Raw genomic sequence first — 22,650 nt, 5'->3', positions numbered from 1 at the left:
GATGCAACCGACGTTGAACCCGTGACCCAGCCCGCTTCGCCCACTCTTGATTCCCTGTTCAAGCGCGTGCTGGCGCGGCAGCCGGACGCACTGGCGCTGGTCGATCCGCTCAACAAGCAGCGCATCACCGGCCAGACGCGCAAGCGGCTGACCTATGCGCAAGCCGACCGCGCGATCTCGGCGCTAGCGGCGCATTTCATTGAAGCGGGATTGCCGGCCAATTCCGTGCTGGCCGTGCAATTGCCGAACACGGTCGAATTCGCGCTGACGGTGCTGGCGGCCCATCGCTGCGGCCTGGTGGTCGCGCCGATGCCGCTGCTTTGGCGGCACGCCGAACTGACCGCGGCATTGAACCGCACCGCCGCGCGGGCAATCGTGACGACGAGCCGGATCGACGGCGTCATCTACGCCGACTTCGCGATGAACGCGGCGGCGGAAGCGTTCTCGATCCGCCATGTCTGCGGTTTCGGCAGCGACCTGCCTGAAGGCATGGCGTCGCTCGACCAAGCTATCCTGCGGGAATCCTCGACCACGCGGGCGGTGATCCAGGACGGCCGCAAGGCCTCGCTGATCTCCTTCGATGTGACCGCCGATGGCTTCCGTCCGGTACCGCGCGCCCATTTCGCCGTGATCGCCGGCGGACTTGCGATGTCGCTGGAAAGCGACGTGCCGCAGGGCGCAACCATCATGTCAACTTTTACCCCGATGTCCTTCGCTGGCCTGGCTTCTTCGCTTGCGGTCTGGCTGCTCACCGGCGGCACTTTGGTGCTGCACCACCCCTTCGATGAAGAGGTGCTGCGGACCCAGATCAACGACCATGCCTGCGACACGCTGATTACGCCTGCGCCTCTGGCGCTGCGGCTGGCTGAACTTGACCTCGACGTCAACATGCCGAGCGTGCGCAACGTGATCGGGCTGTGGCGGGCGCCCGAACAGGTCGCCGCCGGCGCGTCCTGGACCGCGCAGCGCGCGACGCTGACGGACGTCTATCTGTTCGGAGAAGCCGGCCTGTTTGGCGCGCGCCGGACCGCCGAGGACGGTTCGCCAGCGCCGATCAAACCGGGTCCGCATGGCGCGCCGCGCGAGCTTCCGGGCTCCTCCATTGCCGGCGAGATCCTGCTGACGCCAACGGGTACGCTTGGCCTGCGTGGGCCGATGGTGCCCGCCGCAGCCTACGCACCGCCGCAAGTGCCGAACGACACGTTGATAACGCCGCCCCCCCGCGACTACGTCGACACTGAATATGCAGCGCGGCTCGACCGTTCGACCGGCGCCATCAATATCACCGCGCCTCCGTCCGGCATCATGGCGGTTGGTGGCTACCGCTTCCTCGCCAACGACCTGCAGGAATGGTCGCGCCGACTCGGCCAGGGCGCGTTGCTCACCGCTCTGCCCGACCGCCTCGCCGGCCATCGCCTCGCAGGGCGCGCCCAGGACAATGCGCGCGCCCGCAACGCCATGACAGAACTCGGCCTCAATCCATTGATGGTCGAAGCCTTTCGCGATCGGACCGGCGGCATCTGAGCAAACCCCGCGTTAGAGCATGATCCGGAAAAGTGGAAACCGGTTTTCCGAAAAGATCATGCTCAAACAAGGAGATGAGTTCATGATCCGATTCCGTCAAATCGGATCATGAACTAACGTTGACGCTGCATTAAGCGGCGGCAACTAGCATCGCAGCCAACGCTTCCGCCCGATCCGAGTTGCCGAATGCCCCAGCAAGGCCCGATCCTGATTGCCTCGACCACGGGTCGGCCAGCCTTTGCGCGCGCGCTCGATGAGAGCAGGCTGTTTCCGGTGATCGAGACCACATGGACTGACGCCGCGCGCGCCGTCACCCAGGTACAGCCAGCCGCCGTGATCGCCGCTGCCTCGAGCAGAGATGAGGCGGGACTTGCCGAATTGGCAGCGATGATCGCGCCACGCCAGCCCTATCTGCCGCTGATCGCCGTCAATCCCGAAGCGGCATTGCCCGACAATGCCATTCCGTTCTTTCATGCCGAGAAGCATCCCAGCCGCCTGGTCGCGCGTCTGAACGCGGTGCTGCGCATCCGCTCGCTGCATTCGACCGTGATGCGGCGCCTGGTACCGCCCTCGCCGATCCTGCTGTCGGATATCGACACCAGCCGCGACGCGACCGTGCTCTTGATTGGCCGCGGCGGCGCCTACCCGGCGCTCTCGGTTGTGCTCGGCGAGCGTTGCGGCGTGGTCGGCGCGCTCAGCATCGAGGCGGCCGCCAAGCATCTCAATTCTCGCGACGTCGATGGCATCGTTCTCGGCGAAGGCTTTACGCTGCGTGTGATCGATGCCTTCCTGACGGTGCTTGCCGAAGACGCCCGCTTCCGCAATCTGCCGGTCGTGGTAACGCCGGACGGGCTTGCCCCCAGCTACGAACTGCCCCATCTCGAGCTGGTTGCCCGCGAGCCGGCCGACGTCGCCGCGATCGCTCTGCCCTTGGTGCGCCAGCACGCATTCGAAGTGCATTTGAGCCGGACGTTGCGCGCGATCGACGCCGAGGGCCTGATCGATGCGCGCACTGGCCTGCTCACCCGCATTGCCTTTGAGCGCGATTTCGCCACCGCCGTCTATCAGGCCACCGAGCACGGCGGCGCGTTGAGTGTGGCGCGCTTCGCCTTCGATCCCGACCATCCCCGCGCGCAATTCGACGGCGCGCGCATTATCAGCCGCCTGATGCGCCAGATGGATTTCGGCGCGGCCCAGGAAGACGGATCGGTCATCGTCGTATTCGCGGGCGCCGACTTGCGCAACGCCCATGCCATCGCGCGTCGCCTGTCCAGCGTCATGCGCCACACCAGCCATGGCACGCACGATATGCGTTCCGATCCCAGCGTGAGCGTCGCTACGCTGCTGTCGAACGACACGGCAAGATCGCTGCTCGCGCGGCTACACGACGAGGCGCACCGCGCGGCATCATAGCGGCGCAAGGAGCGCCCGCGTCGTCCGATCAAGACCGCGGCGGCACGTTTGCGAATAGCGGCCCCAATCCTTCCGCGATGGTGAGATGGGCGATGACGGCATCACGCAACTTTGGGTACGGCAAGCCGGCGAGCATTGCGGTCTGGATGACGGCCATGACCTCGCCGGCCTCGGAACCGATCATTGAGAAGCCGAGGACACGGTCGTCATTCGCGCTGACGACCACCTTCATGAAGCCATCGGTCTCGTCGGTTGCCCCCGTGCGCAGGACATGACTCATCGGCAGCTTCGCGACACGCGCAGGGATACCCTGCCGCTTGGCTTCCTGCTCGGAGAGGCCGACACGTGCGAGCGGCGGATCGGTGAACACGACATAGGGAATGAGGCGATCGTCGGTCCTGCGGCTGCCGCCGGCCATGTTGTCCCTTACAATTCTGAAGTCATCGATCGAGACATGCGTGAACTGGGGGCTGCCGCAGCATTCGCCGATCGCCCAGACACCGGGCGCGGTCGTTTGCAGGCGCTCGTTGACACGAATGAAGCCGCGGGCATCGAGTTCTATTCCAGCTTCATCGAGCCCGATGCCGGCGGTGTTGGCGACGCGGCCAACCGCCACAAGCAAGTCGCTGCCTTCGATCTTCTCTTCACCCTTGGGGGTGCGCACGCTCACCGAGACCGTATCGCCGGAAACACCATGGACACTGACGGGCTGGGCGTTCAGCAACACGTCAATCCCCTCACCGCTCAGAATGCGCTGAATCTCTTCGGCCGCATCGGCATCTTCCCGTCCCATGAGCTGGCGACCTGGCTCGATGATCGTCACCCGGCTGCCGAACCGGCGGAAGCCCTGCGCCATCTCGACGCCGACATAGCCGCCCCCGAGCACGATCAGGTGCGACGGCAAATAGTCGACCTCAAGCGCTTCAATGTGAGTGAGCGCACGCGCGGCCTTGAGACCGGCGATCTCAGGAATGGCTGCGTGCGTACCAACATTGAGGACAACCTCGTCACCCGCGAGCAAGCGGGTACCCCCATCGTTCAACGCTACCTGAAGGGTCTTCGGACCCACGAAGTGGCCGCTGCCCATGATGAGTTCTGCGCCGCTCTCCTTGTAGGCGTTCAGGTGGAATGCGATCTCGCGGTCGACCATGCCCTGTTTGCGAGCGCGCATCTTGCCCATATCGGTCTTGACGGCGCCAGTCAGTGTCCCGAAATGCGCAGCGTTCCGCACGAGGTGAGCGACCCGCGCACTCCAGATTTCATTCTTCGACGGGAGACAGGCGACTGCCGGGCAGGAGCCGCCGACCCAGCGGCGCTCGACCACGGCGACTTTCTTGCCGGAACGGCCAAGATGCCATGCGAGCTGCTTGCCGCCCTGACCGCTGCCGAGGATGACGATATCGAAGTGTTCAGCCTGAGACATGGATGATCTCCGTGTTGTCTCCGAAACGGACCCTTACCTCCGAGGACATAGGATTGCGCCAGAAGCGCCACCGCTATGCGCCGCTGATCGTGATCGCGCTCTTATGGTTGCGGCAGGAACCTTCGGGGTGGAGAGCGCTGCCCTGGCTGCCGCCACGCCGAAGTTCCCCGCACGACACTCGTCGCGTGTGGTGGGGTTTGCGTCGCGCCTCTGCTAGTGCGCTCCTAGATCATGATCTCCGCGCGAACGCTTCGCGTTGTCGCGAGGGAAAGCCGGTTTCTACTTTTCCGGATCGGGCTCTAGAATCTCCAGGAGAAGCTGCCCTTGACCGAATGATCCTGCACGCGGTCCGCGAGCTGGCCGACATAGGAGATGCCGACGCTGGCTTGCGGCATGACCCGCAGGTCGAGCCCGCCTTCGACCAGCGCCGCGTTGCGCGCGAGCGGCACGCCCGCGACCATGAAGTTCGCGCCCGTGCTCTGGAACGCCAGCGCCGCCGTCGGGGTGACATCACCGAGCGCGTACTGCCACGCCACCGAGGCGCGCGGCGTCAGCGACATGCCGTTCGTCAGCCGGAAGCTGGTGGCGATGCGCGCGCCGAGCGTCGAGTAGCCGACGTCTTCCTTGGTGCCGGAGCCGAGCAACGCGGCGATGCCGCTACCGCCGGTCTCATTGAAACTGTTGGTGTCGAGATGGACCCAGGCGAGCCCCGCAAACGGTTCGAGCGCAACCTGTCCGACGGTCAGCCCATAACCCACCTCGCCGAACACCTGCGCCGTGGTGGCGTCGTAGCGGGCGCGCGCGGTGTCGAAGAAGTTCGGGAAGACGATCGAACGGCTGGTATCGAGCGTGCTGAAGCTTGCCGCCGCACCGCCGCGCAGGCTGAGCGCACCGTAGGTCGCACCGACATAACCGGCGAGATGGGCGGTCTCGACATCAGCGGAACTCGTCCGGTCGCTGACGCGGACGGTTGAACTGGTGTAGCCGCCGGCGATGCCCACGATCCAGTTGGGAGCGAAGCGATGATCGACGCCGCTGAAGAAGCCGGCAAGATCGCGCGTCATGCCAGCGGCATTGCCGTTGCCGTCGAGCCGGCCCCAGGCGCCGACGCCCTGCGCCCAGACCGCCGTCTCGGGAAGCACTGCGGGCACTGCGGGCGGCGCTTTCATCGGGAAAGCCGATTTGCCCACCTCCGCATAGGCGAGCGCAGGACTGGCCGATGCGGCCAACTGCGGGCCTCCGGAGGTGAGCGCGGCCATCGGCCCCGCGTCGCCGGTGAATGAAGCCTGCCGCAACCGTCCGAGCACGGCCTCGCGCAGATAGCGGGCGTCGTCGATCATTGCGGTCTGCGCGCTGGCATGCACTTCGCCCGACAGCGCATCGAACGCCTGCCGCGCGCCGGCCGCACTCTGGTTGAGCACGGCAATCACCAGCGGGCTGGTCAGTGAACTCTCCTGCAAGCCGCCGGCCGCCGCGCGCTGGTTTGGGGTCTCCGCGACGTCGGGGAATGCGGTGCTGCTGCGGGCGAATCTCAGGAATACGTCGTTGGCACCGTAGCTCAAAGTCGGCGTCAGGAAGATGAGGCTGCTGCTGACATCCGCAAACGTGCCGGTGACGCCGCCGTTCGCGGTGAGGATGGTGTGGGCTGTCTGCGGCGAAAAGATTCCGCTCTGCGCCAGCGCCAGCACGGTGCCCCCCGTGAGGCTTGCGGTCCCGGTAGCGACAATCCGATCGGATTGGCCGGCCGCATTGGTCTCGACTTGGTAGATCGAGCCCGCCGCGAAGCTGACATTGCCGGCGACGTTCAGGGTGCCGATCGAATTGCCGGGCGCGACGGCGCCGCCATTCGCAACAGCGAGGCCACCGATGGTACCGATGCCGCCGAGCGTGCCGCCGCCGTTCACAGCGACGGTGCTGGCGAGGCTCGCGCCGGCGTGGTTGTCATCGCCGACCACGAGCTTGCCGGCATTGACGGTGGTTGGGCCGGTGTAGGTGCTCTGGCCGTTGAGAACCAGGGTCTTCAAACCGGCCTTGATGAGAGCACCGCCTCCGGTGATCACATTGCTGAGCGTCATGTCCGACGACTGGTCAAACGTCAGCGTGCCGGCCTGGATTGCAATATTGCCGGTCAGGCCCGGCGTCGAACTGCCGAAGATGAGTGTGTTTGCCCCACCAAGAAACGTGAGAGCATTGGCACGTGTCACGCCGTCGTTGGACAAGCCGCCTGAAATCGTGCCGTTGTTGATGACAGTGGCATCCGTGCCGACGATGCCGGCGCCGCCGCCAAGGGTGCCGCCGCTCCCGCCATCTCCCCCGATGATCGATCCTGTGTTGCTGAGGGATGAACCCGACAGAATGGCACCGGCTCCGCCACCACTGCCCCCCGCCCCACCGCTGCCGCCTCCGAGACCGCCGCGAATGATGCCGCGGTTGTCGAGCGACGAGGCGGCACTCAGAGACACGCCAGCGCCGCCGCTCCCAGCGGGAGCCAGGACGCCGCCATATCCCACGGCGCCGCTGCCGCCGGTACCGCCGGCGATGTTTCCGGTGTTGATAACCGAAAGCGCGGCCCCGACAAGGCCGGCACCGCCAGTGCCTCCGACGCCGCCCCCTCCAGCGCCGACGGCTGCTCCGGCCATCCCGCCGATGCCACCAGCAATTCCTCCAGTGTTGGTGAAGCTGGCGCCTGTGGCACTGAATTGAACGCCCACACCGCCGCCGCCGCCACCGCCGCCGGTGTCAGGATACGGGGGGCCACCGTACCTTCCCGACTTGCCACCGTCGCCGCCATTGCCACCGGTGATGGTCCCGCTATTGCTGCTGGCGCCGCTGCCGGTGATCACGGCACCATAGCCACCTGCCCCGCCGCCGCCGCCGCCCGCGCCCGTCGTCGCCAGATTGCCGTCGCCACCCTTGCCGCCTCGGCCGCCGATCATCGTTCCAGTGTTGGTCAAGACTGCCGTGCCGGCACCGTTGCCATTGTACCCGCCGCCGCCGCCGCTGCCCCCGAAGAAGTCGCTCTGTCCATCGTGACCGTTCGGATCGCTCGCCGTACCTCCGGTGCCACCAGGGAGACCGCTGAACGCGCTACCGCCGTTACCGCCCCCCGCGCCGCCGCCGCCGCCGCCAGCGAGCGAATCAGCACGTACGCTATGGCCTGGATTCCCGGTGTAACCAGCGCCGCCACCCCCAGGGGTCCAGCCGAACCCGGCGCCGCCCTGACCTCCGTCAGCCCACGCCGCCATGGTGAAGCCGACAACCACACAAAAAGCGGTGGAACCGACGCGCATGACGCGCCGAACGTGCCGGCGATGACAATCGTGGCCCCGCGACTGGCGGTCCGAACATTTCCACGTCATTGCAGCCCCCACGACCCACTACCAATTTTCCGCGCACGTCTCTGTTGTCGCGAAACCACCCGCACGATTTCTGATCACATCAATCTGTGCTGCGACTTGCCCATTGCCGAAGCCGATGTTCACGAGAGAGTTCGCGACATTGGAGTACAGCAACGTTCATACTTGCGCTTGCTCCTCGATGACACCGAGCGAAACGACGCACGCGGATGCGTTGCGAACAGTCTTAGATGAATCACGATCTGACCACTACCCGAAGGGGTATACAGGCGTCGCTGTGAGCGATAAGGAAAACGAGCGAGGCTTTGCTGCAACAGATCGGGTTCCCGATTGCTGCAAACTGCGCGCAAAATAGATTCAATCTCAACCAGAAACTGCAACGCAGAATCCCATGGACAACAGGGACAATGATCTCGACGCCGAGATCATTCGCCTTTCCGAGTCCGAGCCCGATCTGAACGCGCCGCCTAGCGTGCCGTTCACGAGCATCATTCGCCTGATCGACGCGGAAGTTGTGAGCTTTTCCGAGTTCCATCACGCGAGCCAGGGCGTCGCCACGATCAACGCGCACGTCAAGGCGATCAACAGCAAGATCGACTCGGACAGCCGCCGTGCGGCCATCGTCATCGCACACACCACACCGCCTTTCGCCGATCTGCCGCCGCTCTGGAAACTCGGCCTCGATGCGTGGGGCAGCCAGGCGCAGCCGTAAGCTTCTTGGTCAGTAGCAGCGCGTGATGTTGACGGTGTGCTCACCGCCGCGCCGTCCGGGGACCGTCACGCTCTCCGAGGGACAGCTCGAGACATAGGGTCGATCGGAAGGTTCAACCATTGGCGGATAGCGATGGGCCCAGTCCCAGGGGACGTCATAGGTGTAGGTGTTGCGGAAGTCGCCCGAGACAGATTGCGATTGCGGCATGCCGGCGATGCCTTCGCCGACCGCTGGCGCATCGAAATAGCCTGCTGTGCCCGGCCAGAAGCCACCGACAAAGCCTCGCCGATGCGGCCGGAACGCAGGACCAACGTGCCCGCGCACAACCGACGGCGCCGAAGCAACCCCGGCGCGCGCTGCTCCTCCCGACCTCGCGGATGCATCATTCGCAGCGAACAGAAGCGCTGCTGCGCCAACAGACGCGATCAACGCGCCACAGATTCGATAGCTCATGGTACGCACCAACTCGCCAATTACGGAGCCGCACTCGGCGCACGCTAGGCCATGCGCTTTCGTGCCGCCAACGCATACTTAACTGGTAGTTAAGCAGTAATATTAACAGCCAGCTATTGTCTCAAAAGCTCGGGATCGGCCGCGCTGCGCGACCGGCATCCCGCGGACGGGAAGGCAAGCTTACGCCGCCTTCTTGTTCTCGGCGAGATTGGCAAGTTGCCGCAGGATTTCCGTTGTCCCTGCAAGCCGTTCCTCCGGAGTCTTCCATTCCTGGAAGAACACGACCTTCATGTCGGGCCGCACCTTGGCGGCTTGGCCATGCTGGCGGATGAAGGCAACCAGGCGGTCCGGCTGGGCAAAGGCATTGTCGCGGAACGAGATCACGGCGCCCTTCGGGCCGGCATCGACCTTCTCGACATTGGCGCGGCGGCAATAGGCCTTGATGGTGGCGACCTTGAACAGATAGCGCACCTCGTCGGGCAGCACGCCGAAGCGGTCGCGCATCTCGACTGCGAAATTGTCGATCTCCTCTTCGGTGTCGAGATCGGCGAGCCGCCGGTACAGCGACAGCCGCACCGAAAGATCGTTGACGTAATCCTCCGGAATGAGCACGGGCATGCCGATCGTGATCTGCGGCGACCAGCGGTCGGCGGCAGGCTCGGCGACGCCGGCTTTGAGGTTGACGATCGCCTCCTCCAGCATCGATTGATAGAGTTCGAAGCCGACTTCCTTGATGTGACCGGATTGCTCCTCGCCGAGCAGATTGCCGGCGCCACGGATGTCGAGGTCGTGGGAAGCGAGCTGGAAGCCCGCGCCCAGCGTCTCCAGCGACTGCAGCACCTTGAGCCGCCGTTCGGCCTGCGCCGTGATCTTCTGCTGCGCCGGCAGCGTGAACAGCGCATAGGCCCGCAGCTTCGAGCGACCGACGCGGCCGCGGAGCTGATAGAGCTGGGCAAGGCCGAACATGTCGGCGCGATGCACGATCAGCGTGTTGGCATTGGGGATATCGAGCCCTGACTCGACGATCGTGGTCGACAGCAGGATGTCGTATTTGCCGTCGTAGAACGCCGACATGATGTCCTCGATCACGGTCGGCGGCATCTGGCCGTGCGCCACCGCGACCTTCATCTCCGGCACGTTCTTGTCGAGGAAGTCCTTGACACCAGCGAGATCCTCGATCCGCGGCACCACATAGAACGCCTGTCCGCCGCGATAACGCTCGCGAAGCAGCGCCTCGCGAATCATCAAGGGATCATGCGGCGCGACGAAGGTGCGCACCGCGAGCCGGTCGACCGGGGGCGAGGCAATGATCGAGAGCTCGCGCACGCCGGTCAGTGCAAGCTGCAGCGTGCGCGGGATCGGCGTCGCGGACAGCGTCAGCACATGCACCTGCGCCCGGAGCTGCTTCAGCCGCTCCTTGTGGCCGACGCCGAAATGCTGTTCCTCGTCGACGATCAAAAGGCCCAGGTCCTTGAACTTGATCGACTTGCCGAGCAGCGCATGGGTGCCGACGACGACATCGACGCTGCCGTCAGTGAGCCCCTTCTTGACCTGCGTCAGCTCCTTTGTCGGGATCAGCCGCGAGGCCTGCGCGACATTGACCGGGAAGCCGCGGAAGCGCTCGGCAAAGGTCTTGCTGTGCTGGCGCGCGAGCAGCGTGGTCGGCACCACCACCGCAACCTGCTTGCCGTCGAGCGCGACCGCAAATGCCGCGCGCAGCGCCACTTCGGTCTTGCCGAAGCCGACATCGCCGCAGATCAGCCGGTCCATGGGGCGGCCGCTCTCGAGGTCCTTCAGCGTCGAGTTGATCGCGCCGAGCTGGTCCTCGGTCTCCTCATAGGGGAAGCGCGCGCAGAACTCGTCATAGACATGCGGCTGCACCGGCATCTTCGGCGCTTCATGCAGCATGCGCTCGGCCGCGATCTTGATCAATTCGCCCGCGATCTCGCGGATGCGGTTCTTCAGTTTCGCCTTGCGCGCCTGCCAGCCGGTGCCGCCGAGACGATCCAATTCGACATTGGCGCTGTCGGAGCCGTAGCGCGACAGCAGCTCGATGTTCTCGACCGGCAGAAACAGTTTTGTCTCCGCCGCATAATGCAGCTCGAGACAGTCATGCGGCGCGCCCCCGACCTCCAGCGTCTGCAGGCCGACGAAGCGGCCGATGCCGTGCTCGACATGGACGACGAGATCGCCGGCCGACAGGCTCGTGACCTCCGAGATGAAGTTGTCGAGCTTGCGATGCGCCTTGCGCGGCCGCACCAGGCGGTCGCCCAGGATATCCTGCTCGCTGATGACGGCGACATCGTCGGTCTCGAAGCCCGATTCCATGCCGAGCACAGCGAGCATTGCCTCGTTGCGCGGCGTCGCCTGCACCATGCGCCAGGTGTTGACGTTGGTGACATTGTGGAGCTTGTGGTCCTGAAGCATCGAGCCCATGCGGTCGCGCGAGCCCTCGCTCCACAACGCAATCACCACCTTCTTGCGCTGCGCCTGCAGGGCCTGCACATGGGCGGCGACGGCCTGGAACACGTTGATGGAGGTATCGGCGCGCTCCGACGCGAAGTTGCGGCCCTGCCGCGCGCCGGCGTCGAACACCTCCGTGCTGCCTTCGGGCACGGCAAACGGCGTCAGCCGCGCCAGTGCGCCATCGTTCAGGCGCTGCGTCCATTCTGCCTCGGTGAGATAGAGCTGGTCCGGCGGCAGGGGCTTGTAGATCGCGCCGCCACCGGGATGCTCCATCGCCTCGCGCCGCGCGTCATAGTAGTCGACAATCTGCTTGAAGCGCTCGCGCGCGGCGTCCTCGCCCTGCGGCTCGATCGCGATCGGCGCGCCGTCGAGATAGTCGAGCAGCGTGTCCATCCGCTCCTGGAACAGCGGCAGCCAGTGCTCCATGCCGGGATGGCGGCGGCCTTCGGTGACGGCTTCATACAGCGCATCGTCGCGCTCCGGCGCGCCGAAGGCGGCGACATAGCCCATCCGGAAGCGACGGATGGTTTCCGTGGTGAGCTGGAATTCCGAGACCGGAACCAGATCGAGCCCGCGCATGTCCAGGAGCGTACGCTGGGTCTCGGCATCGAAGGTGCGGATCGATTCCAGGGAATCGCCGAAGAAATCGAAGCGCACGGGCTGCTCGAGCCCGGCCGGAAACAGGTCGAGGATGCCGCCGCGCACCGCATATTCGCCGGGCTCGCGCACGGTGGAGGAGCGCGTATAGCCATTGTGCTCAAGCCAGGCGACGATCGAGTCCATCGGCACGACATGGCCCGGCGCGACCGACAGCGCCTGCGCCGCCACCACCTCGCGCGCCGGCACCCGCTGCACGATGGCGTTCACGGTGGTCAGCACGATCAGAGGCTTGTCGCTGCCGGCGAGCCGCGACAGTCGTGCCAGCGTGGTCAGGCGCTGCGCCAGGACGCCACCATGCGGCGAGACACGGTCATAGGGCTGGCAGTCCCAGGCCGGGAACTGCATCACGGCAAGATCGGGCGCGAAGAATTCCAGTGCGCGGGCAAGCTGCTGCATCCGCGCCCCGTCGCGGCAGACCACGGCAAGGCTGACCGCCGGCCGCTTCGGCTTCGCCGCGATCGCGCGCGCGAGATCGGCGATGATGAGCCCCTCGGCCCCCTCCGCGACATTGGCAAAGGTCACCGCGCGCCCGGGGGCCAGCAGCGCGGCGGGCGATTTGGCTTGTGGTTTCATGTGTCGTGTTCCACCGCGCGAAACGCCTTGATGCGGGCAAACAGCGCCCCTGCCTCGTCAAGCGGCCTGTCGCCGATCAGCGCGGCATAGAGGTCGGGATCGGGCACCTCGAGCAGATGCTCCAGTTCGGACAGTTCGGCCTCCGAGAGGTTGCCGATTTCGGCGTCCGCAAAGCGGCCGAGGATGAGGTCCATCTCGCGGGTGCCACGATGCCAGCAGCGAAACAATAGCCGCTTGCGGCGGTCGTCGAGCCCGCCGCTCGACCGTGTCGTTCCCGTCATGTCGCCAAATCCATCCAAACGCCAAAAGCCCGGACGTGCCGGGCGGGGGTGATATAGCGACTGGGATGACCGATGTCAGCCCTTCTTGTTCCCAATTATCAACGCCTCCCGTCATTGCCGGGCTTGACCCGGCAATCCATCCTCTCTTGAAGATGGATGCGCGGATCAAGTCCGCGCATGACGCGTCTCGCACGACGAAAGACCTGAATGCGCCCTGCTCTGCTCAATCCCCTGTTTGCGCCGGTCACGAGCCTGTCAGGCGTCGGGCCGAAGCAGGACAAGCTGCTCCGCTATCTGCTCGACCGCAGCGAGACGCCGCGGCTGGTCGATCTGTTGCTGCATCTGCCCGCAAGCGTGATCGACCGCCGCGCGCGGCCGAAGATCCGCGACGCGGTTCCGGGCACGATGGTGACGCTTGAGGTCACGATCGACCGCCATCGCCCGGCCCCGCCGCGCAGTTCGCGTGCGCCCTATCTCGTCTATGCCAGCGACGACACCGCCGATGTGGTGCTCACCTTCTTCCGCGCCCAGCCGGGCTATGTCGAGAAGCTGCTTCCCGTCGGAACCAAGCGCTATGTCTCCGGCACCTTGCAGATGTACGACGGCATCCCGCAGATCGTGCATCCCGACCGCGTCGTCGACGAAGAAGGTTTTGCAAAACTCTCCGGCATCGATCCGGTTTATCCGCTGACCGAGGGACTTGCGATCGGCTCACTGCGGCGCGCGACCGCGCAGGCATTGCAGAAGCTTCCTGCATTGCCGGAGTGGATCAGGCCCGAGGTGCTGCGCCGCTGCAGCTTTCCGCCGATCGCGGAAGCGCTGCAGCGTGTCCATGTGCCGGTCGAGCTCACCGACATCCTGCCTGACGGCCCGTTCTGGTCGCGCCTTGCCTTCGACGAGCTGCTCGCCGGGCAATTGGCGCTGGCGCTGATCCGCGCCCAACTCCGCCGGCCTGCCGGCGACCGCAATGCAGGCGACGGCCATCTGCGCAACAAGATCATCGACGCGCTGCCCTATGCACTGACGGCTTCGCAACGCTCCGCTATGGCGGCGATTGCAGAAGATCTGCGCCAGCCGGTGCGCATGCTGCGCCTGCTGCAGGGCGACGTCGGGTCCGGCAAGACCGTGGTGGCGCTGCTCGCGGCCGCGGCCGTCGCCGAAGTCGGCAAGCAGGCCGCGCTGATGGCGCCGACCGAAATCCTGGCGCGGCAGCACATCAAGACCATCGCCCCGCTTGCGGAGCGCGCCGGTCTTCGTGTCGCGATCCTCACCGGCCGCGAGAAGGGCAAGGAGCGGCGCGAATTGCTGGCCAGGCTCGAGGCCGGCGGGATCGATCTTTTGGTCGGCACACATGCGCTGATCCAGGACGACGTGATCTTCAAGTCGCTGGCGCTTGCGATCGTCGATGAGCAGCATCGCTTCGGCGTGCGCGAGCGGCTGGCGCTGACATCGAAAGGCGAAGCGGTGGACGTGTTGGTGCTGAGCGCCACGCCCATCCCGCGCACGCTGGTGCTCACCTATTTCGGCGACATGGACATCTCCGAATTGCGAGAAAAACCGGCCGGCCGCCAGCCGATCGATACCCGCGCCGTGCCGGCGAGCCGCATCAGCGACGTCATCGACGCCGTCGGCCGCGCGCTGACGGCGGGCAAGCTGGTCTACTGGATCTGCCCGCTGGTGGAGGAATCCGAAGCCGAAGGCACCGAACACCTGACCAACGCGACGAAGCGGTTCGAGAGCCTGCAGAAGCGTTTCGGCGACAGTGTCGGCCTCGTCCACGGCCAGATGAAGGGCGCGGAGAAGGACGCCGTGATGGCGCAGTTCGCCGCGCATGAGATCACGCTGCTGGTCGCCACCACGGTCGTCGAGGTTGGCGTCGACGTACCGGCGGCGACCATCATGGTGATCGAGAACGCAGAGCGTTTTGGACTTGCGCAACTGCACCAGCTTCGCGGCCGGATCGGGCGCGGCTCGGAGGCGTCAACCTGCCTGCTGCTCTACCAGGAGCCGCTCGGCGAAATCGCAAAAGCGCGGCTTAAAGCGATCCGCGAAACCACCGACGGCTTCCGTATCGCCGAGGAAGACCTGAAGCTGCGCGGCGAAGGCGACGTGCTCGGCATCCGCCAAAGCGGCCTTCCAGGCTACCGCATCGCGCGCCCTGAGGTGCACGGCCAGCTCATCGCGCAGGCCCGCGACGAAGCGCTACACATTATGAAGGACAATCCGAAGCTGAAAGGCGAGCGCGGCGACGCCTTGCGCTGCCTGCTCTACCTGTTCGAACGTGACGAAGCGATCCCCCTGATCGGCGCGGGGTGACGTTCTTCCCCGTCATTGCGAGCGCAGGGAAGCAATCCATGGTACGGCAAGCGGAGACGTGGATTGCTTCGTCGCTTCGCTCCTCGCAATGACGGTGTTTGTGGCAGCAGGACCGCGCAACCCCAACCGCCGTCATTGCGAGCGCAAGCGAAGCAATCCACCTTTCCGCGCTCTCGAAAGCCAATGGATTGCTTCGTCGCTTTCGCTCCTCGCTATGACGGTGTAAGTTTGCGTTGTGGAGGGCGAACGAATGAAGCAGCCGTGCGTGTACATCGTCGCAAACAAGCGTCATGGAACGCTCTATGCGGGTGTGACATCGTATCTGCCGAAGAGGGCCTTTGAGCATCGCGAAGGACTCGTAGAAGGCTTTACGGCGAAATACGGCTGCAAGGTGCTGGTCTGGTACGAACTCCACGACACCATGCTCGACGCCATCGCGCGCGAAAAACAGATCAAGGCCGGCAGCCGCGCGAAGAAGATCGCCCTGATTGAAGCTGTGAACCCGGATTGGAAAGATTTGTACGACACGTTGATCTGACTGGCTCTTACCCCGTCATCGCGAGCGCGGCGAAGCAATCCATGCCTCCACGCACGCGGTGACAATGGATTGCTTCGTCGCTTCGCTCCTCGCAATGACGGTGGTAGCTTTTTAGCTATTCTTCGCCTTGCAGCTCTCGGCGAACGCCCGCAGCTTCGCGACGTCCTCGCCCGCGCCGCTCGCATCCGCAGCGATGTGCTCGAACAGCCGCGCGAATCCCTCATAGGCGAGACTGGCGGGATGATCCGGGCCGAGGAAAGCGGCGATCTCGCGCATCTCGGCGACCCAGCGATACGCCTTCGGCACCATATCGGGCAGCGCATTCCCGATCCGCGCCAAAATGTGCGGCTGGCTGAGTGCCAGTTCGTCGCGCAACGCGTCCGCGGCGCCCGCGCGCGTGGCCGCCAGCACCATGGCGGCGCCGACGGCCGTCAGGCCCTTGTTGATGCCCGCATACGACATCTTGAGCGCGGAAGCAGCGCCGACCGGCCCTTCGACGATGCGCAAGTCGAGACCGAATTGCTTGAGCACTGCGAGGTCCTGCGCATGTTCGCCCGAGACGTAGAACGCCGGTCCAGCCGAGCCCGGCTTCGGCGGCAGGCCGATGATGCCACCATCGACGAAGCGCGCGCCGGAAGCGGCGATGATTTCGCCAACCTTCTGCACCGTCTCGACATTGACGGCATTGCAATCGACGACGACAGGTCTCGTTCGGTGTTTCGCGATATTGGCCGCCAACTGCTCGGCCAGCGCGATCGCCTCGCCGGGCGGCACGATCGACAAGATGATGTCGGCAGCGGCGATATCAGCGTCGTCGGCCGCCATCATGCCGGCGGCCGCCGCGCGTTTGGCGCTCGCTTCGCTCCGGCCGTGAAGTGAGGTCAGGACGCGGGCGCCGTGTTCGGCCAGGCGTTGCGCCACCGCGCTGCCCATGGCACCCGGCGCGAGGATCGCGATCGTATTGGACATGATGGATCCTGAAGGTTTTTGCGAGACCGCATTTGTAGAACGATCCGAAGGCGAGCACGAGTTCGCCTCACCTTCAAAATCGGGAGAGCCCTATTCCACTTTCGCGGGCGCGGGCTTCGGCTGCAGCGTGGAGGCGGAGTTGGCGATGCGGGCGGCATTGGCGACACCGGCCAGCGCGGCGACGCGCTTTGCATCGCCGGAGCCCGGCTGGACGACGCCGGCGGACATGATCAATGTCGCGGCATCCTCGGCGCTCAGCTCGACTTCGATGATCTTGCTCTTCGGCACGTAGAAGAAAAAGCCGGTGGTCGGGTTCGGCGAGCATGGCAGGAACACCGAGATGTGTTCCTCCTCGCCCGGCAGACTCGCCGCGATGTTCGCGCTCGGCGATTGCGAGATCAGGACAATCGACCACATGCCCGGCGAGGGAAATTCGACCAGGCCGACGCGGCGGAAGCTCGATCCGTTGCCCGAGAACAGCGTCTCGAACACCTGCTTGAGGCCGCGATAGATCGCGCGCACCGCCGGAATCCGCCCCAGCAGTCGCTCGCCGAGATCGACCAGCGTCCGTCCGATCAAATTCGCGGTAAGGAAACCGAGCAGCGTCAGCGCGATCACCGCGACGACCAGCCCGGAACCGGGCACGCCGAATGGCAGGTAGGTTTCAGGGCGATAGGCCGAAGGCACGAACGGTCGCACCAGGCCGTCGACCCAGGTCACGAACCACCAGGTCAGATAGAGGGTGATCGCCACTGGCCCCGTGACGATCAGCCCGGTCAGGAAATAGTTTCGAAAGCGGGCCATCAGGCCGCGCGGGCCGTCTGGCGAGTGTTCGCCCGGGGGCGGGATCGGAGGCGGATTCTCGGGGCTCATTATGGTTCCAGGTCGCAGGGCGCAGCCAGAATCTCCCAGCTAAGCCATCCTAGCAGGTTTTTGAAGGGCCAACGTAATCCGGGCGGTTGCGGCTATTCGACCGTAACCGACTTCGCAAGGTTGCGCGGCTGGTCGACGTCCGTGCCCATGACCACTGCGGTATGATAGGCGAGGAGCTGCACCGGAACGGCATAGACTATCGGCGTAAAGGCCGCCGCCATGTCCGGTAGCACGATCGTGACCAGGGAATCGACGGTCGCCTCCGCCGCCCCCTTGGCATCGGTCATCAGGATGATGTTGCCGCCGCGGGCGGCCACTTCCTGCATGTTGGAGACGGTCTTCTCGAACACCTTGTCGAAAGGCGCGATCACCACGACCGGCATGTTCTCGTCGATCAGCGCGATCGGCCCGTGCTTGAGCTCGCCGGCGGCATAGCCCTCGGCGTGGATGTAGGAAATCTCCTTCAGCTTCAGCGCACCCTCGAGCGCGAGCGGATAGCTGGTGCCGCGGCCGAGATAGAGCACATCGTGCGATTTGGAGATCTCGCGCGCGAGCTTCTCGATCTGCGGCTCCGTGGTCAGCGCCGCCGCGATCAATCGGGGAACCTCGACGAGGCCGTGTACGAGCCGGGCCTCGTCCGCATCCGACAGTTCGCCGCGCGCCTTGCCGGCGGCGACCGCGAGCGATGCCAGCACCATGAGCTGGCAGGTGAAGGCCTTGGTCGAGGCGACACCGATCTCGGGACCGGCCAGCGTCTGCAGCACGGTCTCGCTCTCGCGCGCGATCGTCGAGGTCGGCACGTTCACCACCGAAACCGTATGCGCGCCCTGCTCTTTCGCGTAACGCAACGCGGCCAGCGTGTCGGCAGTCTCGCCGGATTGCGAGATGAAGATCGCAAGATCGCCTTTCCGCAAAGGCGCCTCGCGGTAGCGGAATTCGGACGCGATATCGATCTCGACCGGCAGGCGCGAGAACCGCTCCAGCCAATATTTCCCGACATAGCCCGCATAGTTCGCGGTGCCGCAGGCGGTGATCGAGACGCGCTGGATATCCTTGAAATCGAACGGCAGCTTGACCGGCAACGTGACCCGCTCGGTCGCCATGTCGATATAGCGGGCGAGAGTGTGGCCAACCACTTCCGGTTGCTCGTGGATTTCCTTGGCCATGAAGTGGCGGTAGTTGGCCTTATCGACCAGGAATGCCGATGCGCCTGACTTCAGCACCTCGCGGTTGGCGACCGCGCCATGCTCGTCATAGATCACGCCGACCTCGCGCGACAGCACCACCCAGTCGCCGTCCTCGAGATAGCTGATCGTATCGGTGAACGGCGCCAGCGCGATCGCGTCCGATCCCAGATACATTTCGCCGTCGCCATGCCCGACCGCGAGCGGCGAACCTTTGCGGGCGCCGATCAGGAGGTCATTGTGGCCGTTGAACAGGAACGCCAGCGCGAACGCGCCGCGGAGCTGCGGCAGCGACGCCTTCACCGCGTCCTGCGGCGAATAGCCCTTCAGGAGGTAGGAGTTGACGAGATGGGCGACGACCTCGGTGTCAGTTTCGCTGGAGAATTTCGCGCCCTGCTTCTCGAGCTCCTGGCGCAATTCGCGAAAATTCTCGATGATGCCGTTGTGGACGACAGCGACGTTGTCCGTCGCATGCGGATGCGCATTGCCCTCGGTCGGCCGGCCATGCGTCGCCCAGCGCGTATGCCCGATGCCGGTGTGACCATCGAGCGGCTCGGCGTGCAAACGCGCTTCCAGGTTCTTCAATTTTCCTTCCGCGCGCCGCCGCACCAGATGGTCGCCCTCCAGCGTGGCGACACCAGCGGAATCGTAGCCGCGATATTCAAGTCGCTTGAGCGAATCGACCAGCTGCTCCGCAACCGGTGCCCGTCCGAGAATGCCGATAATGCCGCACATGCGGATCAAAATCCCCAAATCGCCGAAAATTTGCCAAACCGACGACACGCTCCCTTAACGGGAAACGCGGGTACCAACAAACTCAATAATTATTGCGGATTGAGACAGTGTTAAAGGGAAGATTAACGGGTGCGGCAGACGGATCCAACCTGCCCCTTCCTATCGCCACAAACCGCCGCAGTCATTCCGTCGAAAGAGAGCACGACATCGTAGGATGGGTAGAGCGATGGGTTTCGCTTCCGCTCTGCCCATCCTACGGGACAAGCAATCTACGGCGTCAGCTTCCCTTCGCGGCCTTCGCTTTCATCTTGATCTCACGATAGCGCGCAGCGCCGCCTTCGCGGACGGATTGCGGGCTGCGTTCGACGGCCATCGCATCGTCGGGCACGTCCTTGGTGATGACGGAGCCCGAGCCGATATAGGCGCCGGCACCGATCTTCACGGGCGCGACCAGCGAGGAATTGGTGCCGATGAAGGCGCCCTTGCCGATCAGGGTCTTGTGCTTGAGGAAGCCGTCATAATTGCAAGTGATGGTGCCGGCACCGAGATTGGAGTTGGCGCCGACATGGGCGTCGCCAACGTAAGAGAGATGATTGACCTTGACGCCCGCCTCCAGGATCGCAGCCTTGGTCTCCACGAAATTGCCGATCCGCGAGCCGTCGCCGAGCGAGGTGCCGGGCCGCAGCCGCGCATAGGGACCGATCGAGACCTTGTTGCCGATCGTGGCCTCGACGATGTGCGAGAAGGAGTGGATCACCGCGCCATCGCCGATGCTCACGCCGGGGCCGATCACCACGAAGGGCTCGATGGTGACGTCACGGCCGAATTTGGTGTCGGCGGCGAGATAGACGGTCTCCGGCGCGATCAGCGTCACGCCGGCCTCCATCGCAGCCTTGCGCAACCGCGCCTGCAGCACCGCTTCGGCTTCCGCAAGCTGCGCCTTGGTGTTGATGCCGCGCACTTCGTCTTCGCTGGTCTCGATCACGACGGCCTCCAATCCTTTTTCACGTACGATGGCGACGGCATCGGTCAGGTAATATTCGCCCTTGGCATTGGCATTGCCGATCTCATCGAGGATGCCGAGCGCTTTGCGCCCGTCGAACGCCATCACGCCGGCATTGCACAGCGTGATCTTGCGTTCCTCGGCGCTGGCGTCGGCCTGCTCGCGGATCGCAACGAGCCTGCCGTTCTCGACCACCAGCCGGCCGTAGCCGGTGGGATCGGCGGCGCGGAAGCCGAGCACCGCGAGCGCGGCGCCATTCTTCAGCGGCGCGCGCAGTCGCTCGAAGGTCTCCGCCGATATCAGTGGCGTGTCGCCGAACGCGATCAGGAGATCGTTGGCTCCATCAGCGATCGCCTCGCGCGCCGCCAGCACCGCATGGGCCGTGCCGAGCCGCTCGCGCTGCACGAAGGTACTGGCGTCAGAACGGACCCGCCGCGTCTCATCCGCGACCGCCTGATGGTCCGGCCCGACCACCACTGCCAGCGAAGCGCCTGTGCCATTCGGCGCGGCACGCAGCACATGGGACAACAGCGACTCTCCGGCGACGGGATGCAGGACCTTCGGCAGCGAGGATCGCATGCGCGTGCCCTCGCCGGCCGCGAGCACCACCGTCAGGCTGGATCGAGCAGTCATCAAAACCCTCAAATATTGTCCGCGGATCGCGCCAAGCCGTCTTAATTGGTTTCCCCGGGCGAGGAAACCTATTCGCCTTCCGGGTTGGCTACGGATCAGGTTCCCCGCGCATTTCCTGTTAATCTTTGCGGCGTGATTCGGCGGGCCTTGAGGAGGGCCAAAGGGGTTTTGGCCAAAGATCCTGACAATCTGGCAGGCGATCTCGGCGCGGAAAGCACCGGCGGTTTGTTTACAGGCCTGCTTGCCGAGGAAGACGAATTCGACCGCCGCACGCTGTGGCGGCTCGGCTCCTGGGGTTTTGCCGCGGTCGGCGCCGTCACGCTCGCGGTCCTCGCCAACCAGTCCTCGCTCGGGTGGCGGCGCGACCAGGGTGCCGCCGCGGAGGTGGCGCGGCAGGCGCAGCAGATCCAGATGCTCGCCAAGGAGAACCAGAACGAGGCGCGGCGGCTTGCGTCCGCGATCGAGACGCTCAATTCGGACCGCGACCGGCTCTACACCCGCGTCACCGTGCTGGAGCAAGGACTGGATTCGGTTACCGGCACGATCGCGAAGCAGAGCACGGCGGCTGCACCACAGTCCGCCCCCTCGCCATATCCCGCGTGGGTGCAGGAGCCGGCAGCGCATCATGCCCCGGCTCCGGTCGTGGCCCCAGTCGCGGCAACGACACCCGCTCCAACCGCGCCCGAGAAACCAGCCGCCGAAAAGCCCCCGGTGCTGGCTTCGGACAAGCCACTGGCCGCTGCGAGCGAGAAGCCGCCCGTGGAGAAACCGCCGGTCGTTGCTGCCAACACGGCACCCGCCGCCCCCGTGCCAGCCAGCAATCCGGACGCGGCCGATGCCGCGGCAGCGTCGCTCCCCGCGATGCCGCTCGTCGGCGCGGCGTCGATAATCGGACCGCCCGTTCCTGCCGCGAGCAAGCAAGTCGAGTCGGCCATGCCCGCTGCTACGGTCACCGCCAGCCCCATGCCCGAGGTGGTCGCCGCGGCACCTGCCGCTGGTGACGCGGAGAAAGCGAAAGAGGACGCCGGCGCGCCGAAAGCCGAGGTGCAGCATACCGAATTCGGGGTCGATCTCGGCACCGCCAATACGGTGCCGGGGCTGCGCGCGTTGTGGCGAGGCCTGTTGAAATCGCGCTCGAACGCTCCACTGTTCAACCTGCGCCCGATCATCGTCATCAAGGAAGGCGCCAACGGGCTCGGCATGCAGCTTCGCCTGGTTGCCGGCCCGCTGCGCGACGCCGGGGCCGCGGCGAAAATCTGCGCGGTGCTCGCCGAGAACGGCCGCCCTTGCGAGACCGCTGTTTTCGACGGCCAGCGCCTGACGCTCAAGGACGAGCCGGAGCCGACGGCGACGACTCCCAACAAGCCCGCACCACGCCGGCACGCGGCACCGAAACGAGCGGCAGCTCCAGTGGTGGTCGAGGAGCCGCCGAAGAAGCCGGAGCCGCCTTCCGCAGTCTCGGCGATCACCTCAATGTTCGGTCGCAAGGAGCAATAATGGCGTGACCGCAAGACGTTGCGGCGACATTTTCACTCGCT

15 protein-coding genes are annotated in these 22,650 nt (G+C 65.2%); 6 read left to right on the top strand and 9 right to left on the bottom strand.

Annotation, left to right across the window (positions count from 1 at the left end; translation table 11 throughout):
• Positions 1-21 precede the first annotated feature (21 nt).
• Both ACZIRK_RS12845 and ACZIRK_RS12840 read left to right on the top strand, forming a co-directional pair.
• Complete coding sequence (locus ACZIRK_RS12845; RefSeq protein WP_463327426.1) at positions 22-1,524, top strand: AMP-binding protein; 1,503 nt, start codon at positions 22-24, stop codon at positions 1,522-1,524.
• A 186-nt stretch (positions 1,525-1,710) separates the two neighbouring features.
• Positions 1,711-2,937, top strand: coding sequence for a GGDEF domain-containing protein (locus ACZIRK_RS12840; protein ID WP_130229492.1), 1,227 nt, complete (start codon positions 1,711-1,713; stop codon positions 2,935-2,937).
• 28 nt (positions 2,938-2,965) lie between these two features.
• Here the strand turns inward: ACZIRK_RS12840 and ACZIRK_RS12835 are convergent, their stop codons facing one another.
• Complete coding sequence (locus tag ACZIRK_RS12835) at positions 2,966-4,360, bottom strand: mercuric reductase (RefSeq protein ID WP_130229493.1); 1,395 nt, start codon at positions 4,358-4,360, stop codon at positions 2,966-2,968.
• A 299-nt stretch (positions 4,361-4,659) separates the two neighbouring features.
• Positions 4,660-7,650, bottom strand: coding sequence for an autotransporter outer membrane beta-barrel domain-containing protein (locus ACZIRK_RS12830; RefSeq protein ID WP_463327425.1), 2,991 nt, complete (start codon positions 7,648-7,650; stop codon positions 4,660-4,662).
• Positions 7,651-8,107: 457 nt separating this feature from the next.
• Between ACZIRK_RS12830 and ACZIRK_RS12825 the strand changes: the two genes are divergently transcribed.
• Complete coding sequence (locus tag ACZIRK_RS12825; protein ID WP_245475040.1) at positions 8,108-8,428, top strand: hypothetical protein; 321 nt, start codon at positions 8,108-8,110, stop codon at positions 8,426-8,428.
• Positions 8,429-8,437: 9 nt separating this feature from the next.
• On the opposite strand, the gene ACZIRK_RS12820 is transcribed toward ACZIRK_RS12825, so the two are convergent.
• From ACZIRK_RS12820 to ACZIRK_RS12810, 3 genes are all read right to left on the bottom strand, one after another.
• On the bottom strand, positions 8,438-8,881 hold the full coding sequence (locus ACZIRK_RS12820) for a hypothetical protein (RefSeq protein WP_130229496.1): 444 nt from the start codon (positions 8,879-8,881) through the stop codon (positions 8,438-8,440).
• A gap of 180 nt (positions 8,882-9,061) precedes the next feature.
• Positions 9,062-12,580, bottom strand: coding sequence for a transcription-repair coupling factor (gene mfd / locus ACZIRK_RS12815; RefSeq protein WP_463327424.1), 3,519 nt, complete (start codon positions 12,578-12,580; stop codon positions 9,062-9,064).
• Positions 12,577-12,861, bottom strand: coding sequence for an FAD assembly factor SdhE (locus tag ACZIRK_RS12810; RefSeq protein WP_028163490.1), 285 nt, complete (start codon positions 12,859-12,861; stop codon positions 12,577-12,579). Before ACZIRK_RS12810 ends, mfd begins: the two co-directional genes overlap by 4 nt.
• A gap of 207 nt (positions 12,862-13,068) precedes the next feature.
• Here ACZIRK_RS12810 and recG point away from each other — a divergent pair, with 207 nt between their 5' ends.
• Together recG and ACZIRK_RS12800 are read left to right on the top strand one after the other, a co-directional pair.
• Positions 13,069-15,177: an ATP-dependent DNA helicase RecG gene (gene recG / locus ACZIRK_RS12805; RefSeq protein ID WP_130229498.1), complete on the top strand. Its 2,109-nt coding sequence runs from the start codon at positions 13,069-13,071 to the stop codon at positions 15,175-15,177.
• Positions 15,178-15,427: 250 nt separating this feature from the next.
• Complete coding sequence (locus ACZIRK_RS12800; protein ID WP_130229499.1) at positions 15,428-15,715, top strand: GIY-YIG nuclease family protein; 288 nt, start codon at positions 15,428-15,430, stop codon at positions 15,713-15,715.
• A gap of 111 nt (positions 15,716-15,826) precedes the next feature.
• Here ACZIRK_RS12800 and ACZIRK_RS12795 read toward each other — a convergent pair whose 3' ends face one another.
• From ACZIRK_RS12795 to glmU, 4 genes are all read right to left on the bottom strand, one after another.
• Positions 15,827-16,684: a DUF1932 domain-containing protein gene (locus ACZIRK_RS12795; RefSeq protein ID WP_463327423.1), complete on the bottom strand. Its 858-nt coding sequence runs from the start codon at positions 16,682-16,684 to the stop codon at positions 15,827-15,829.
• Between the two features lie 90 nt (positions 16,685-16,774).
• The gene (locus tag ACZIRK_RS12790) at positions 16,775-17,557 is read right to left on the bottom strand and encodes a DUF502 domain-containing protein (protein ID WP_165435607.1); all 783 of its coding nucleotides are present in this window, start codon (positions 17,555-17,557) and stop codon (positions 16,775-16,777) included.
• Positions 17,558-17,649: 92 nt separating this feature from the next.
• Positions 17,650-19,476: a glutamine--fructose-6-phosphate transaminase (isomerizing) gene (glmS, locus tag ACZIRK_RS12785; protein WP_130230673.1), complete on the bottom strand. Its 1,827-nt coding sequence runs from the start codon at positions 19,474-19,476 to the stop codon at positions 17,650-17,652.
• A 277-nt stretch (positions 19,477-19,753) separates the two neighbouring features.
• Positions 19,754-21,112: a bifunctional UDP-N-acetylglucosamine diphosphorylase/glucosamine-1-phosphate N-acetyltransferase GlmU gene (gene glmU / locus ACZIRK_RS12780; protein ID WP_130230675.1), complete on the bottom strand. Its 1,359-nt coding sequence runs from the start codon at positions 21,110-21,112 to the stop codon at positions 19,754-19,756.
• A gap of 168 nt (positions 21,113-21,280) precedes the next feature.
• Between glmU and ACZIRK_RS12775 the strand changes: the two genes are divergently transcribed.
• Complete coding sequence (locus ACZIRK_RS12775; RefSeq protein ID WP_463327422.1) at positions 21,281-22,609, top strand: hypothetical protein; 1,329 nt, start codon at positions 21,281-21,283, stop codon at positions 22,607-22,609.
• Positions 22,610-22,650 lie beyond the last annotated feature (41 nt).

The sequence above is a fragment of the Bradyrhizobium sp. Leo114 genome (assembly GCF_055229415.2).
Note: the sequence above shows the minus strand (reverse complement) of the source record. Positions and strands in the feature narration are given on the sequence as shown.

Coding starts and splice junctions, on each gene's coding strand:
- ACZIRK_RS12810 (WP_028163490.1), bottom strand. CDS start 12,861: ATGACGGGAACGACACGGTCGAGCGGCGGGCTCGACGACCGCCGCAAG.
- glmU (WP_130230675.1), bottom strand. CDS start 21,112: ATGACTGCTCGATCCAGCCTGACGGTGGTGCTCGCGGCCGGCGAGGGC.
- ACZIRK_RS12840 (WP_130229492.1), top strand. CDS start 1,711: ATGCCCCAGCAAGGCCCGATCCTGATTGCCTCGACCACGGGTCGGCCA.
- ACZIRK_RS12830 (WP_463327425.1), bottom strand. CDS start 7,650: ATGCGCGTCGGTTCCACCGCTTTTTGTGTGGTTGTCGGCTTCACCATG.
- recG (WP_130229498.1), top strand. CDS start 13,069: ATGCGCCCTGCTCTGCTCAATCCCCTGTTTGCGCCGGTCACGAGCCTG.
- ACZIRK_RS12835 (WP_130229493.1), bottom strand. CDS start 4,360: ATGTCTCAGGCTGAACACTTCGATATCGTCATCCTCGGCAGCGGTCAG.
- ACZIRK_RS12820 (WP_130229496.1), bottom strand. CDS start 8,881: ATGAGCTATCGAATCTGTGGCGCGTTGATCGCGTCTGTTGGCGCAGCA.
- ACZIRK_RS12800 (WP_130229499.1), top strand. CDS start 15,428: ATGAAGCAGCCGTGCGTGTACATCGTCGCAAACAAGCGTCATGGAACG.
- ACZIRK_RS12790 (WP_165435607.1), bottom strand. CDS start 17,557: ATGAGCCCCGAGAATCCGCCTCCGATCCCGCCCCCGGGCGAACACTCG.
- ACZIRK_RS12825 (WP_245475040.1), top strand. CDS start 8,108: ATGGACAACAGGGACAATGATCTCGACGCCGAGATCATTCGCCTTTCC.
- ACZIRK_RS12795 (WP_463327423.1), bottom strand. CDS start 16,684: ATGTCCAATACGATCGCGATCCTCGCGCCGGGTGCCATGGGCAGCGCG.
- glmS (WP_130230673.1), bottom strand. CDS start 19,476: ATGTGCGGCATTATCGGCATTCTCGGACGGGCACCGGTTGCGGAGCAG.
- mfd (WP_463327424.1), bottom strand. CDS start 12,580: ATGAAACCACAAGCCAAATCGCCCGCCGCGCTGCTGGCCCCCGGGCGC.